The 13,237-nt window shown below is 62.9% G+C and carries 13 protein-coding genes; all 13 read right to left on the reverse strand.

Going from position 1 to position 13,237, the window contains the following annotated elements; genetic code table 11:
• Window positions 1–537 precede the first annotated feature (537 nt).
• The 13 genes from NKI25_RS15025 to thiC all read right to left on the reverse strand — a co-directional run bounded on the left by NKI25_RS15025 (window position 538) and on the right by thiC (window position 13,193).
• Window positions 538–1,605 carry an ABC transporter ATP-binding protein gene (locus NKI25_RS15025; protein ID WP_352592639.1) on the reverse strand — a complete coding sequence of 356 codons (1,068 nt, stop codon included), beginning with the start codon at window positions 1,603–1,605 and terminating at the stop codon, window positions 538–540.
• Window positions 1,605–2,393 carry an ABC transporter permease gene (locus tag NKI25_RS15030; RefSeq protein WP_352622846.1) on the reverse strand — a complete coding sequence of 263 codons (789 nt, stop codon included), beginning with the start codon at window positions 2,391–2,393 and terminating at the stop codon, window positions 1,605–1,607. Before NKI25_RS15030 ends, NKI25_RS15025 begins: the two co-directional genes overlap by 1 nt.
• Window positions 2,393–3,262, reverse strand: a complete 870-nt coding sequence (locus NKI25_RS15035) for an ABC transporter permease (RefSeq protein WP_352622845.1) — start codon at window positions 3,260–3,262, stop codon at window positions 2,393–2,395. The genes NKI25_RS15030 and NKI25_RS15035 overlap by 1 nt, the downstream gene beginning before the upstream one ends.
• Before the next feature lie 67 nt (window positions 3,263–3,329).
• Complete coding sequence (locus tag NKI25_RS15040; protein WP_352592645.1) at window positions 3,330–4,391, reverse strand: ABC transporter substrate-binding protein; 1,062 nt, start codon at window positions 4,389–4,391, stop codon at window positions 3,330–3,332.
• 39 nt (window positions 4,392–4,430) lie between these two features.
• Window positions 4,431–5,417 (reverse strand): PfkB family carbohydrate kinase, encoded by a 987-nt coding sequence (locus NKI25_RS15045; RefSeq protein ID WP_352592648.1) that lies wholly within the window; start codon window positions 5,415–5,417, stop codon window positions 4,431–4,433.
• Window positions 5,414–6,472 carry an ADP-ribosylglycohydrolase family protein gene (locus NKI25_RS15050; protein ID WP_352845221.1) on the reverse strand — a complete coding sequence of 353 codons (1,059 nt, stop codon included), beginning with the start codon at window positions 6,470–6,472 and terminating at the stop codon, window positions 5,414–5,416. The genes NKI25_RS15045 and NKI25_RS15050 overlap by 4 nt, the downstream gene beginning before the upstream one ends.
• Window positions 6,473–6,475: 3 nt before the next feature.
• The gene (locus NKI25_RS15055; RefSeq protein ID WP_352592653.1) at window positions 6,476–7,201 is read right to left on the reverse strand and encodes a GntR family transcriptional regulator; all 726 of its coding nucleotides are present in this window, start codon (window positions 7,199–7,201) and stop codon (window positions 6,476–6,478) included.
• 850 nt (window positions 7,202–8,051) lie between these two features.
• The gene (locus tag NKI25_RS15060) at window positions 8,052–8,846 is read right to left on the reverse strand and encodes a hydroxymethylpyrimidine/phosphomethylpyrimidine kinase (protein ID WP_352640790.1); all 795 of its coding nucleotides are present in this window, start codon (window positions 8,844–8,846) and stop codon (window positions 8,052–8,054) included.
• The gene (locus NKI25_RS15065; RefSeq protein ID WP_352596356.1) at window positions 8,816–9,421 is read right to left on the reverse strand and encodes a thiamine phosphate synthase; all 606 of its coding nucleotides are present in this window, start codon (window positions 9,419–9,421) and stop codon (window positions 8,816–8,818) included. The genes NKI25_RS15060 and NKI25_RS15065 overlap by 31 nt, the downstream gene beginning before the upstream one ends.
• The gene (locus tag NKI25_RS15070; RefSeq protein ID WP_352853585.1) at window positions 9,418–10,191 is read right to left on the reverse strand and encodes a thiazole synthase; all 774 of its coding nucleotides are present in this window, start codon (window positions 10,189–10,191) and stop codon (window positions 9,418–9,420) included. The genes NKI25_RS15065 and NKI25_RS15070 overlap by 4 nt, the downstream gene beginning before the upstream one ends.
• A gap of 2 nt (window positions 10,192–10,193) precedes the next feature.
• Window positions 10,194–10,391, reverse strand: a complete 198-nt coding sequence (thiS, locus tag NKI25_RS15075) for a sulfur carrier protein ThiS (RefSeq protein WP_023679205.1) — start codon at window positions 10,389–10,391, stop codon at window positions 10,194–10,196.
• Entirely contained in the window at window positions 10,360–11,361 is a 1,002-nt protein-coding gene (thiO, locus tag NKI25_RS15080) for a glycine oxidase ThiO (protein WP_352853587.1), read from the reverse strand. The genes thiS and thiO overlap by 32 nt, the downstream gene beginning before the upstream one ends.
• Complete coding sequence (thiC, locus tag NKI25_RS15085; RefSeq protein WP_352708177.1) at window positions 11,358–13,193, reverse strand: phosphomethylpyrimidine synthase ThiC; 1,836 nt, start codon at window positions 13,191–13,193, stop codon at window positions 11,358–11,360. The genes thiO and thiC overlap by 4 nt, the downstream gene beginning before the upstream one ends.
• Window positions 13,194–13,237: the final 44 nt, after the last annotated feature.

Consider the following 13,237-nt stretch of genomic DNA (forward strand, 5'->3'; position numbering starts at 1 on the left):
GCGAAGGAGCCCAGGAACAATAACGACTTGCTGGTAAATCTACATCGTTCGGGACGATGGGATCGCACGTTCAAAGCTGCCATCCGCACCCCGCTCAAAGGTCTACTCCGGCTCCCCAGGGCGCGTGCTCGCAGCCGTGCCTTGGATCGGTTTGCCGGGTCCCGAAAGCGACATTGAATGTGGGAGGATTAGAGGCAAAGATCGTGATGCCTGGCTTGACGGAGGCTTGTCTTCGAGGCCAATGAATCGCACCTGGCCAAATCTCAAAACAGCAGCAAACGGCGCACTAGCCGCAAGCCCGGCGCACGGCTTCTGAGTGAAACTATCAATCGGCAAGACCTTGGCGATGCCAACCATGTCGTTGTCCATCCCATTGCCGGGATCGGTTGCTCCGGGCCGCAAGACCACCAAAAAATTGCGATGGTCTCGTAGGGGGGACGTATCGGCGTTTCTGGCGCGGACCTCAACCAGGAGGTCGCAATCTTTTGCCATCACAAAAGCCCCATCTGAGTCGGTCAGTGGTGTATCTCTGGCCTGCTACCCCGCGACGATCAAGACGGTGCTTTCCGGCGACCAACGCAGCACGACATCCTGACCTTCCGCCAGCCTGACAGCGCCGGTGTTCTGCACAATCACCTTGAGCGTCTGGCCAGCACGCTCGACAAAGTAGGTGCTGCTATTTCCGGCGAAGATGCGCTTCGATACCTGGCCTCGCAGCAGATTCCCGTTGGCCGTATCCGGAGCCTCGGCATCGGTGAAGATGCGGATGCGTTCGGGCCGCACGGCGCAGCTTGCCTTGGCCCCAGCGGCAAGCTTGGTACCGGAGCCGACGGCAATCGCTGTGCCGTCCGGCAGCCGGATGCCGTTGCCCGTGCTGTCGCCGCGAAGGATGTTGGCGTCGCCCAGGAAGGTAGCGGCAAACTCACTCGTCGGCCGATCGTAGATCTCCTCGGGCGGGCCTTCCTGCACCAGCTTGCCATCGCGCAGAATGCCGATACGGTCGCTCATCGTCAGCGCTTCTTCCTGATCGTGGGTGACGAAGATGGTGGTGATGCCGATCTCGCGCTGGATGCGCTTGAGCTCGATCTGCATGTCGACCCGCAGCGCCTTGTCCAACGCCCCGAGCGGCTCGTCGAGCAACAACACGCGCGGCCGGATGACGATCGCGCGAGCGAGCGCCACCCGTTGGCGCTGGCCGCCGGACAGCTGGTGCGGCCGTCGGCCGCCGAGCCTGCTGAGCTGCACGAGGTCGAGTGCTCGCTGCACCTCGCTGGCAATCACCGCCTTTTGCTCGCCGCGCACCGACAAGCCGAAGGCGATATTGTCGGAGACGCTCATATTGGGAAACAGGGCGTAGTTCTGGAACACCATGCCGATGCGCCGTTTTTCGACCGGCACCCGTTCGACGCTCTCACCACCTATGGTGATGCGACCGGAATCGGGAAAGTCGAAGCCCGCGATTTGTCGCAGCAGCGTGGTCTTGCCGCTGCCTGACGGCCCGAGCAGGGCATAGAAGCCGCCATCGGCGAAATCGATAGACACATCGTCCAGCGCCTTGTGGGCACCGAAAGCGCGCGACACGTTCGCTACTTGGACGCCAGCCATTACTTCTCTCCGCCGAATTTGAAGAAGCGCGCCGTCAGCAGCATCAGTGCCATCGACACGACAATGATGATCGTCGAGACCGCATTGATCTCGGGGGTGAATCCCTTGCGGATCGCGGCGTAGATTTCGACCGGCAGCGTCGTCTGGCCGGGCGTCGACAAGAAGTAGGATACGACGAACTGGTCGAAGGACACGGCGAAGGCGAACAGCCCGCCGGCAATGACGCCCGGCATGATCCAGGGCAGCGTGACGCGGTTCGTCAACTGCCATTGATTGGCGCCGAGCGAGCGCGCCGCCTCTTCCAGCTCGTGCGCGAAGGTCTGCAGTCGGGCCGACACGACGACAATGACGTAGGGAAGTGCAAGCGCGACGTGGCCAAGCAGGATAGCGAACAGGCCGCGCCCAATGCCGACGCCGAAGAAGAAGATCAACATCGCCGTGCCGGTTATCAGCCACGGAATGGCGATTGGCGGAAACAGCAGCGCCTGCAGGAATTTCTTGCCGCGAAACTCATAGCGGTAGAGCGCAAGTGACGCCGCCGAGCCAAGCACGACGCAGATGATGGTAGTGATGACTGCGATTTCGACACTGTTCCAGGTGGCTGAGATAAGCTGGTCGTTCTGCCACAGCGAGACATACCATTCCGTCGTCCATTCGAACGGCAGCTGGTAGAAGGGCGAAACGTTGAAAGACATTAGCGCCATGATGATGATGGGCACATAGAGGAAGGCGAGCAATAGCCAGATGTAGAGGCGGCCGAGCCATTCGAGAACACGTGTCGTCGCCATCACGTAGCCCTCCGCAGCACCGGCGAGGCAACCGCCAGGATGACCAGCACGACGGCCAACAGGATAAAGGAGAGCGCAGCACCCAGCGGCCAGTTGAACACGGCGACGAACTGGTCCTCGATGACAGTGCCGTAAAAGGTGCCGGTACGGCCGCCGAGGATGCGCGGTTCCATGAACGAACCAACAACCGGGACGAAGACGAGCGCTGCGCCCGCCACCAGCCCCGGCATCGACAGCGGAATGATGACTCGATTCAGCACCTGCAGCCGCGAGGCGCCGAGCGAGCGCCCGGCCTCGATCAGCGAGTCATCGATGGCCTGCAGGGTCAAGTAGCACGTCAGCACCATGTAAGGCACGTAGGAGTGCACCAGCCCGATGATGACGGCCGGATAGGAATAGATAAGATCAATGTTGATCTTGAACGGCAGGACGGCGTTGAGCGCAGTGTCGAGGATGCCGCCTTCACGCAGCACCATCGCCCAGGAGAAGATGCGCACCAGCCCGTTCGACCAGAACGGCAGGATGACGAGCAGGAAAATCGCCTCTCGGCTGCGGCCTTTCAGCACCTTAGCCAGCACATAAGCGGCGGGATAACCGATGACGATGCACCACAGCGTCACCTCGAGGCCGAGGCGCAGCGAGGCCAAAAGCAATGTCAGATAAAGGCTTTGTGAAAAAAAGGCGGCATAGTTTTCGAGCGTGAACGCCCACGGCTTTCCCGACAGCGGCAGGTCGGTCATGAAGGAGAAGAAGACCATGGCTGAGAGCGGCAGGAAGATCGCAACCGTCAGCCAGAGATAGGCAGGCGCCAGCAGCGGCAAGGCCGATCTCAATCCGCTGCGCGACGCGGCCGCAACCTGTGCTGCCATGACATCCTCCTCCCAGGATGGGAAGCATCAGCCGACATGGATGGTCGGCTGATCCCGGCTTCTGCTGTTACTTCACGTCGACCTTGAGCTGCTGCCAGAGCGACAGATAGGTTTCGCGCTGGGCGTCTGTGATCGGCGCCTGGAACTGAATGCGCTTGGCGACTGCCGGGTCACCCATCACCTTGCGGTTGAACGCATCGCCGGGAAGTGCTTCTACAGCCTTGGTGTTGGCGGATACCGGGGCTCCGACCTTGGTGACCCATTCGACATAGAACTTCGGGTCGATCATGTAGTTGATGAAGGCCTCGGCGCCGGCGACATTCTTGGAACCGACCGGAATGGAGAAGGCGTCGAGCCAGGCGACAGCGCCCTCCTGCGGGATCACGAGCGAGACCGGCAGCTTGAAATGGGTCTTGGCGCGGTCGGCCGAGCCGCTCCAATAGGTGCCGATGTCGATCTGGTTAGAGGCAGCCATCTGGTTCCAGTCGTTTTCCGAGCTCCAGAACGTCTTGATCTGCGGCATCAGCGAGGTGAGCTTCGCCTTGACCGCCTCGATATCCTTGATGTCGTTGATGTTCTGGCCGGTGGCAATGGCGCCGAACTGAACCGCCTCGACGGCATCATCACGGATGGTGACGCGGCCCTTGTGAGCGGGATCCCACATTTCGGCGATGCTCGTCGGCGGCTTGTCGAAGGATTTTTCATTGATGGCGAGCGCCGTCAGGCCCCAGACCCACGGCACGCCATAGACCTTGCCGTCATGGACGAGCATCGGCGATCCGGCCTTGTCCTTGCTGATGTCGGGAAAGTTCGGCAGCTTGGACGTGTCGATCGGCTGGATCAGCTTTTCCGCCATCGCCTGGTCGTTGAAGGCGGCGTTGATCATGACGACATCGTAAAGGCCGGGATTGGTCCTGAGCTTGGTCAGCATCTCCTGTTCGGAATTGAAAAAATCGTTGACGACCTTGCTGCCGGTCGCCTTCTCAAAGGCTTCGATGGCCCACGGCTCGTCGGCGCCGTAGCCCTTCCAGTTGAGTACGTGCACCTCGTCGGCCTTGGCGGCAAATGCGAGTGCGGAGGTGAAGACGGCGGTCGCCGTCAGCAGGGCAGTCAAGTCGGGCATGCGCATGTTCGTTCCTCTCTGTGTTTGCCCGCTTCCCGGGCTTTGTCAGGCTGTCGGGCGTTTGGCCTCTTGCTTCCGGCCATGGAGGCCGATCGGCGGACCGCCGGCATGGCTTAGGAATGTCTGGATCTCGTGGTCGGTCGGCGCTGATGAACCACCGTGGCGGGTGACGGAAATGGCCGCCGCCGCATTGGCGTAGCGCGCTGCTTCAAAAGGCGGCGCGCCGCGCGCCAGCGCACTGACGAAAGCGCCGATATGGGTGTCGCCGGCGCCATTGGTGTCGATGGCGTCGACCTCGAAGCCGGCACTCGTTTGCGCCGAGCCATCGGCCAGCCGTATGTGGCAGCCTTTCGCTCCGGCGCGAATAACGACGCCGACGGCCTTCGGGGAGTGGTCGCTAAGAAGCCGTGACGCGAGTGTCTCGACGTCGCCCGGACCGGCAATCGCGGCCGCTTCCATCCTGTTGCAGCTCAACCAGGTGGTGCGGGCGAGTATCCGAGGCAGGATAGGGCGGGGAATGTCGACGACGACAGGTGTCGGGTCGAGGACAAGCGGTGTGTCGGCCGGAAGTGCCTCGATCCAGTCGACAAGCGCGTCTCGGCTTCCCGGATAGCTAAGCGTATAGCCGGAGGTGAACACCCAATCCCCCGGGGCGACCGAGACGGGCGCCATCATGTCAAGGCTGAGCAAGCTCTCCGCACCAGGCCACGAGACGAAGGTGCGCTCGGCATCGCTGCTGATCATGGCGACGCAATTGCCGCTGTCCATGATGGGCGATGGCGTCGTCAGTGTCTCGATCCCCTCGCTGGCTAAGGCCGCGCGCAGGAAGTCGCCGTTGGGTCCGCTGCCGAGCTGGCCGCCGAACACCACCTTCATGCCGGTGCGGCTGGCCGCGACCATCATGTTGAAGCCGCCGCCGGCGACTTGCGTATAGCTCGACGCCGTCTTCTCCGTACCCGGCGCCGGCAAGGCGTCGATGCGGTAGACATAGTCGACCACCGCGCTGCCGACATGGACGACACGCCCACTCATATCGCCGCATCCTTGCCGGGACCCGTCCTGTCGGCACGGCGCTTGGATATACGGGCCGCAACAAGGTCGGCGGTGAGCGCGCCAACCGCCGCAATGTCGATGCCCTTGAGGTCTGCAATGCGGTTCTGAGGCAGTCGGGAAAAGCCGGTGCAGGCGCCGGCCATGCCGGTCGCGATGGCGCCGATCGTATCGGTGTCGCCACCGAGATTGGCACTGATGACCGCCGCTTGCCAGGGATCATCGCCGGCGACTTCCAGCACGGCGAATGCAGCCGGAACGGACTCCTGACTGGCGACGCCGGTGCCGACCAGATCGGTGATCAGCCGGATCGCGTCCTTCGTCGCCTTGCCGCGCACAAGCTCCTGCGCCCACCCAATGCGGGCGGCAATGTCACCGCCGGTCACCCAATAGCCGAGTGCTGCTCCGCACCTCGCCGCGGCGATGGCGCTGTCGGAAGCGGCGCGCCAGTCGCCGCCGGCGACGCCGCAGCTGACGGCCGCCGCAACGGCGGCTGCGGCCGCAATGGCAACCGAGGTGTTGTGCGTGGCCCGGCAGGTCTCGGCAACTTTGGCGACCAGCGCGTCCAGCGGCTCTGGCGGCATCATGATGCCGACCGGCGCAATGCGCATGGCCGCACCATTTGTGTCGCCGCTGCGCCCCGCTTCCTCGGCCGGCACGCCATTGTTGATGGCGTCGATGGCGCGTTTGGTCGATGGTCCCAGCAGATCGTAGCTGCCGCGCGCTTTGACGTCGCGCTCCCAGTCGAGCAGCGCGTTGACCCACCGCGCATGATCGAAGCGGTTACCGGATTCGACCAGGATACGGCCAAGCAGAAGCGCCTGTTCGGTGTCGTCGGTGATCGTTCCAGCGGGAAGCCCCTTCGACACCGGATGGTCGGCGAAAGGAGCAATGAAGCCCTCTACATGGGCGTAGAGTTCGGCAATCCGGGCCGGCGACAAAAGCTGCGTCGGCATGCCCAGCGCATCCCCCAGTGCCCCGCCGACAAGCGCCCCCATGGCCCGATCAGTCATATTCCCGGTGTTGTCGTCCGGCATCACTCAGAACCTCATATGCAGCGCAAAATGCGCCGGGTTGAGCAGGCTGGTCACATATTCGATCGGCCGGTCATCGGCGGCGCGGGTCAACCGGCGACCGCGAAGGAACGGCGTGCCTTGCGGGCAACCGAGGATTGCAGAGTCCTCGGCGTTGAGCATTTCGATGCCGACCCATTCCTCGCCATGGTCGGGAATGAGGCCGGCGCCGCGCAGCGTCTGGTGCAGCGAGCCTTCGCGCAGCCCGCGTAACGGCACGTCCTCCAGTTCCGGCGACAATGGCAGGCGGCTGCGCTCGATGGAGATGGCGTGGCCGTCGCTGGCATTGGTGCGCACCCGGTCGACAGCGATGAAAAACGGGTTTTCTATACCAAGCCGTGCGGCAAGATCGGGATCCTCGATCACCTCGAGCCGCAGCGTCCGCGTCTCTGCATTGGCGCCGGCATTGGCGAGCGCCCGCGACCAACCGATGGAGTCATCAACGGGCTTGCCATCGAAGGTGACGAAAGAGCCGATGCCGACTTTGGTGGTGATCAGCCCGCGGCTGGACAGTTCCTCGAGGCCTTTGCGGACGGTGTTGCGGCTGACGGAGAAACGATGGACGAGCTCGTTCTCGCTTTGCAGCCGGTCGCCGAAGCCGAGAACACCGGAGCGGATTTCATGTTCGAGAACGGTGGCGATCTGTTCGGGCTTGCCCGTGCCGGGAGACAGTTGAACCGAGCGTCGCTTCATATGGGCACCTGTTCAGTGAGCCTGTATAATCCTGTTCATATCACGGCAGGCTTGTCAACGAGTGCCGCATGGAGCTGCTATCGGGCTTGATTAGGCGTCGCGACGAGCAGTCGCCGGTTCCGTCGTCGTGGGACCTGGCGTCCAGCGCCAGCTCCGCATCATCGGCAACATAGCGGGCGTTGCGGTAGTCGCGAATGAAGCTGATCCGACCTTCACACCACTCGAGCCACATAAAGTGGTTGGGTTCGCGTCGGCTCGGTCTCGAACACCGCGATCACCTCCCGGCCCTCGTGCCAAGCCGGCTTGAGCCACACGCCCTCGCTCTTAACGTGGTGAAGAACCTGCTGACGTCTGCTGAGCCTGAGCGAAGCGGATGCAAGGACGGATGAAGCTTCACTGTTTTTCGAAGCCGATAATCCCTTGAATGACAGGGATGGCCTGCATCGCTTGAGCACACCGGCGGTGACGATGAAATGGCCGTAAGACGGACAATGTTCATTCATTGTCGGAGGCAGTTCGTGATCCCGAGTCCGGTTCAACAGGACGGCCTAAGGAGCGTCAGCCTAGCGCCGCCGCAGCCGAGACGCGGGATCGACCGCTCCCGTCGAGGGGCGTCGTTTAGCAGGAGCTCGCGACCAAGGTGAATTCCAGGATCACAGTCGGATGTGGGGAAAGGATGCCACACAACGCACTAGATACGGCGCACGACGGCCGCCTCGCCATCGTTGATCTCGCGGTCGCCGCCTGGCGAGGGCGTCAAACTACTCCTGTCGAGTGAGGTGAATTAGGAGGGGAAATTACCAGCCCGGACCCGCGAGAGGCAGGCGTGTCTTTCGAGAGTTGGAAAATCTTACAAGTTTCGTCGGTCTGCTGCATTCTTCTTAAACATGGCCAAGACAAGCCGCTTGCTTTCGCGCACACTGTCTTCGAGCGGCTTCGCCTTCGCCAGATGCGCCGCAATCGCGCTAGCCAGCATGCAACCCGTCCCGCGCATTGATGCGACAAGACGAGGTGCGTCGAAGCGGATTGGTTCTTGATCGGAACGCAACAGAATATCGGTTGATCGAGGTCCTGATGCATGGCCCCCTTTGATCAGCAGGCCCGGCACGCCGGCTGCCAGCAATTTCCGTCCCAGTCTCACCGCGTCGCTCTCGTCGGCTGGCGGTTCCGCACCAACAAGGACCGCCAGCTCGAGGAGATTGGGGGTCACAAGGCAGCAAAGCGGCATCAGATCGCGCCTCATGGCAGCGATGGCACCTGCTTCCAGAAGCCCCCGGCCGGAGCTCGAGGCCAGCACCGGATCGAGCACTGCCGGCACCTGCGGATTTTCGCGTAGCACAGCCGCGACGGCAACGACGATCTCGGCCGTTGCGAGCATGCCGATCTTAATTACCGCCACCTTGTTGGCCTGCAGCGCGGCGCGCATCTGATCGGCCACAAGATCGGGCTGCGAAGGATGGATTTCCATCACGGCTTCGTGCGTCTGCACCGTCAGCGCTGTGACAGCCAGGCAGGTGCGCACGCCAATGGAAGCGATCGTCTCGATATCGCGTGCAATTCCAGCCCCACCGCTGGAGTCTGATCCGCCGACCACGAGCACATGCGGTTCTCGACTCAGCGCCATGGCTTTGTCTTTTCGATCCATTCTCGCGTGCGCGCTTCGGGATCGGCATTCAACGTGATGTCGGTGACCACCGCCGCGCTGTCCGCACCAGCCTCGAAGACACCGTCGAGCCGGTCGGGGTTGAGGCCGCCTATTGCGACCAATGGGATCGGTGCGACCCGGCGCTTCCACTCGCTGATCCGTTCGAGCCCTTGCGGCGCCCATTTCATCTGCTTCAGGATGGTGGGATAGATGGGGCCGAGCGCGATATAGTCGGGCTCGGCAGCGATAGCCGTTTCCAGTTCGAGATGATCGTGCGTGCTGAGCCCGAGCTTCAATCCGGCGTACTTAATCGCCAGCAGGTCGGCCGCAGCCAAATCCTCTTGGCCGAGATGGACGAAGTCGCAGCCTTCCTCGATTGCCGTGCGCCAATGGTCGTTGACGATCAGTTGGCAACCATGGACCGCGCAGACGCCGTTCGCGCGGCGGATTTCCGTCCGCAACGTGGCCTCGTCCCTATCCTTGATGCGCAACTGAACCAGCTTGACGCCAAGCGGCACCAGCCGTTCGATCCAGGCGGCGCTGTCGACGATCAGGTAGAAGGGGTCGAGCTTCATGAAAAAACTGCCCTGCCAATTGTCGGCGTCGACGGCACGGCGACGTCGCGCGGTTCGAGCATTCCCGAGTTGAAAGCTTCACGACCGGCCTCGACCGCCTTGCCGAACGCACGCGCCATGCCGACCGGATCGGCCGCCTTGGCGACCGCGGTGTTCAGGAGTACGGCGTCAAAGCCGAGCTCCATGACGGTTGCCGCGTGCGACGGCCGTCCGAGCCCCGCATCCACGATCAGCGGAACGCCTGGGAAATGTCCGCGCATCGAGCGCAGCGCCGTGATGTTGATCGGTCCGAGAGCGGAACCGATCGGCGCGCACCACGGCATCAAGACCTTGCAGCCCGCCGCAAGCAGCCGCTCGGCAACGACAAGGTCGTCGGTAGTATAGGGGAATACAGCAAAACCGTCCTCGCACAGGATGCGGGCGGCTTCGACCAGACCGAACACATCCGGCTGCAGGGTGTCGTGGTTGCCGATCACTTCGAGCTTGACCCAGCTCGTACCGAAGACTTCGCGCGCCATTTTCGCAGTCGTGACCGCTTCCTTGACGGAGTGGCAGCCAGCAGTGTTGGGCAGGATTCTGACGCCGAGCGAGCGGATCAACGACCAGAATTTTTCGCCGGCCCTGCCGCCTGCCATTTCACGGCGCAAGGAGACGGTCAGCACCGACGTGCCCGACGCCTTGACCGCATCGGAAAGGATAGCCGGCGAAGGATATTGAGCCGTGCCGAGAAGCAGGCGGGAGGGAAGCGTCGTCCCGAGAAGATCGAACATGGCTAGCCTCCCTGCATGGGCGAGAGGATTTCGATCCGGTCGCCGTCGTTCAATTGGAATTCCGCCCGGCTGGCTTTGTGCACGAGGTCGTTGTTGACGGCGGTCGCGAGCCAATCGCCCTCATAGTCAAGCGCGGCAAGCAGCTCGGCCAGCGTGGTGGCGGCAACCTCATGCACTTTGCCGTTGACCATCAGTTTCATGAGCAAGCTCCTTGGTTCCGTCTTGATTGAAAACCAGGTCGGCAGCCTGGCGCGCCATGGCGGGAGCCAGGAGAAAACCGTGACGATAGAGCCCGTTGATCGCGATGATCTCACCGTTCGTTTCGGCGCGCGGCAAATTGTCGGGAAAGGCTGGACGGACGCCAACACCGGTTTCAACGATCTCGGCCTCGCCAAAGGCCGGATGGAGGGCATAGGCGGTACCCAGCAGCTCCAACATGGAGCGCGCCGTAACCGGTCCGGCGGACTGGCTTTCAATCATCGTCGCACCAACCATGAAACGGTGGTCGGTGCGCGGCACTGCATAGAGTGGAAAGCGCGGATGCAGCAGCCTGACCGGGCGCGACAGCGAGGTATCAGGGGTGCGCAGGATGAGCATTTCGCCGCGAACGCCGCGCAACCTGTCATCGGCGGCTGCCATTCCCGTGCAATCGATCTGACGATCGAAACCAAAAACATGCTGGGCGTCGGCGCCGAAGTGGAATTCGACACCCATGGCCGCGAGCTTGTCATGAAGCGCTGCCATCGCCTGGCGCGGATCGAGATGGCCCTCATCGGGAAAGAGCAATCCGCGGCGGAAGCGGCCGGCTAAGTCGGGCTCCAGCAAGGCAATTTCATCTTCCTCGACGCGCCGATAGCCCGTCGTGCGGCTGGCGAACCGGTCGAGCTCGCCCGCATCGCGCGGCGCGGCCACGACCAGCGTTCCGGTCCGCGTCACCTGGCCGGGCGTTGCGGCATCCCACCAGTCGGCGGCACCGCGCCCGAGATCCAGCACCGGCTGCTCGGCGCTTTCGCGCTCGCACCATGGCGCCAACATGCCGCCGGCGAACCACGACGCATTGCCCCCAAGGCCAGGCCTTGTCTCGGCAACGGAAACCGCCGCGCCGCGTGCGGCGAGCTCGAAGGCGGCGGTGAGGCCGGCAACGCCGGCCCCTTTGACCAGCACCTTCATGATGGCTCATGCGCCTGTGGCGAAAGCGGTGCGCCGGTCTCGTCCGCCGGCACGTAGAGATCGCCGCCCTCGCGGTATTTCGCCGCCATCGCCGCCATGCCCTCCTTCTGCGCTTCGGCGCGGATGTCGTGGGAAATTCGCATCGAGCAGAATTTCGGTCCGCACATCGAGCAGAAATGCGCCAGCTTGTGCGCCTCCTTGGGCAAGGTTTGATCGTGGAAGGACCGCGCTGTTTCGGGATCGAGCGACAGGTTGAACTGGTCCTCCCAGCGGAACTCGAATCTGGCCCGCGACAGCGCGTCGTCGCGGATCTTCGCCGCCGGGTGACCCTTCGCCAGGTCGGCGGCATGCGCCGCGATCTTGTAGGTGATCACGCCGGTCTTGACGTCGTTGCGATCGGGAAGGCCGAGATGTTCCTTGGGCGTGACGTAGCAGAGCATGGCGGTGCCGAACCAACCGATCATCGCCGCGCCGATGCCGGAGGTGATGTGGTCGTAGCCCGGCGCGATGTCGGTCGTCAGCGGGCCAAGCGTATAGAACGGCGCCTCGCCGCAAACGGCGAGTTGCTTGTCCATGTTCTGCTTGATCTTGTGCATCGGCACGTGGCCAGGCCCCTCGATCATCACCTGGCAATCCTTCGCCCAGGCGATCTTCGTCAGCTCGCCAAGCGTTTCCAGCTCGGCGAACTGCGCCGCATCGTTGGCATCGGCGATCGAGCCGGGACGAAGGCCGTCGCCGAGCGAGAAGGAGACGTCATAGGCGCGGCAGATGTCGCAGATCTCCGCGAAGTGCTCGTAGAGGAAGCTTTCCCGGTGATGGTGCAGGCACCATTTTGCCATGATCGAGCCGCCGCGCGAGACGATACCCGTGACCCGGTCAACGGTCAGTGGGATGTAATGCAGCCGCACGCCGGCATGGATGGTGAAATAGTCAACGCCCTGTTCGGCCTGTTCGATCAGCGTGTCGCGGTACACCTCCCAGGTCAGATCCTCGGCAATGCCGCCAACCTTCTCGAGCGCCTGGTAGAGCGGCACCGTGCCGATCGGCACCGGCGAGTTGCGGACGATCCAGTCGCGGATGTTGTGGATGTTGCGGCCGGTCGACAGGTCCATCACCGTATCGGCGCCCCAGCGGATCGCCCAGACCATCTTTTCGACCTCTTCGGCCATCGAGGAGGTGACAGCGGAGTTGCCGATATTGGCATTGATCTTGACCAGGAAATTGCGGCCGATGATCATCGGCTCGCTCTCTGGGTGGTTAATGTTGGCGGGAATGATTGCGCGTCCGCGCGCCACCTCATCACGCACGAAATCCGGCGTGACGAAATCGGGCAGTGTCGCGCCGAAAGCCTCGCCGTCGCGCTCAAGCTTGCCGTGCAGGATCTCGCGACCAAGGTTCTCGCGGATGGCGGCGAACTCCATTTCGGGTGTGATGATGCCGGCGCGCGCATAGGTAAGCTGAGTCACCGCCTTGCCTGACTTGGCCCTCAGCGGCCGGTTACGGACTGGAAACTCCGGCGTCAGGCGCTCGCCTGCGGCGAATCCGTTGTCTTCCGGCCGCACGTGGCGGCCGTCATAGGCTTCGACATCGCCCCGCGCCGTAATCCATTCGTGGCGAAGCCGGGCAAGGCCGTTTTCGATGCTGGTTTCGACAGTCGGGTCTGTATAGGGGCCGGACGGATCGTAGACGGTGACGGGCGGTTCGCCGGCCGTCGGATGGACGGAGATTTCGCGCATCGGTACCCTGATCTGCGGGTGGATGGCACCGGGCTTGTGGATTTTTCGTGAGGCGGGCAGCGGTCCCGTCGAGACGGCGGGGGTGAGGGCATTCATCTTGAGGCTCCTTTGCTCGTTGCATTGGAGACCCAGTTCTGTGC

The sequence above is a fragment of the Mesorhizobium sp. M0808 genome (assembly GCF_040320025.1).
In the GTDB taxonomy this organism is placed as follows: Bacteria; Pseudomonadota; Alphaproteobacteria; order Rhizobiales; family Rhizobiaceae; genus Mesorhizobium.

Coding starts and splice junctions, on each gene's coding strand:
- NKI25_RS15025 (WP_352592639.1), bottom strand. CDS start 1,605: ATGGCTGGCGTCCAAGTAGCGAACGTGTCGCGCGCTTTCGGTGCCCAC.
- NKI25_RS15030 (WP_352622846.1), bottom strand. CDS start 2,393: ATGGCGACGACACGTGTTCTCGAATGGCTCGGCCGCCTCTACATCTGG.
- NKI25_RS15035 (WP_352622845.1), bottom strand. CDS start 3,262: ATGGCAGCACAGGTTGCGGCCGCGTCGCGCAGCGGATTGAGATCGGCC.
- NKI25_RS15040 (WP_352592645.1), bottom strand. CDS start 4,391: ATGCGCATGCCCGACTTGACTGCCCTGCTGACGGCGACCGCCGTCTTC.
- NKI25_RS15045 (WP_352592648.1), bottom strand. CDS start 5,417: ATGAGTGGGCGTGTCGTCCATGTCGGCAGCGCGGTGGTCGACTATGTC.
- NKI25_RS15050 (WP_352845221.1), bottom strand. CDS start 6,472: ATGCCGGACGACAACACCGGGAATATGACTGATCGGGCCATGGGGGCG.
- NKI25_RS15055 (WP_352592653.1), bottom strand. CDS start 7,201: ATGAAGCGACGCTCGGTTCAACTGTCTCCCGGCACGGGCAAGCCCGAA.
- NKI25_RS15060 (WP_352640790.1), bottom strand. CDS start 8,846: ATGGATCGAAAAGACAAAGCCATGGCGCTGAGTCGAGAACCGCATGTG.
- NKI25_RS15065 (WP_352596356.1), bottom strand. CDS start 9,421: ATGAAGCTCGACCCCTTCTACCTGATCGTCGACAGCGCCGCCTGGATC.
- NKI25_RS15070 (WP_352853585.1), bottom strand. CDS start 10,191: ATGTTCGATCTTCTCGGGACGACGCTTCCCTCCCGCCTGCTTCTCGGC.
- thiS (WP_023679205.1), bottom strand. CDS start 10,391: ATGAAACTGATGGTCAACGGCAAAGTGCATGAGGTTGCCGCCACCACG.
- thiO (WP_352853587.1), bottom strand. CDS start 11,361: ATGAAGGTGCTGGTCAAAGGGGCCGGCGTTGCCGGCCTCACCGCCGCC.
- thiC (WP_352708177.1), bottom strand. CDS start 13,193: ATGAATGCCCTCACCCCCGCCGTCTCGACGGGACCGCTGCCCGCCTCA.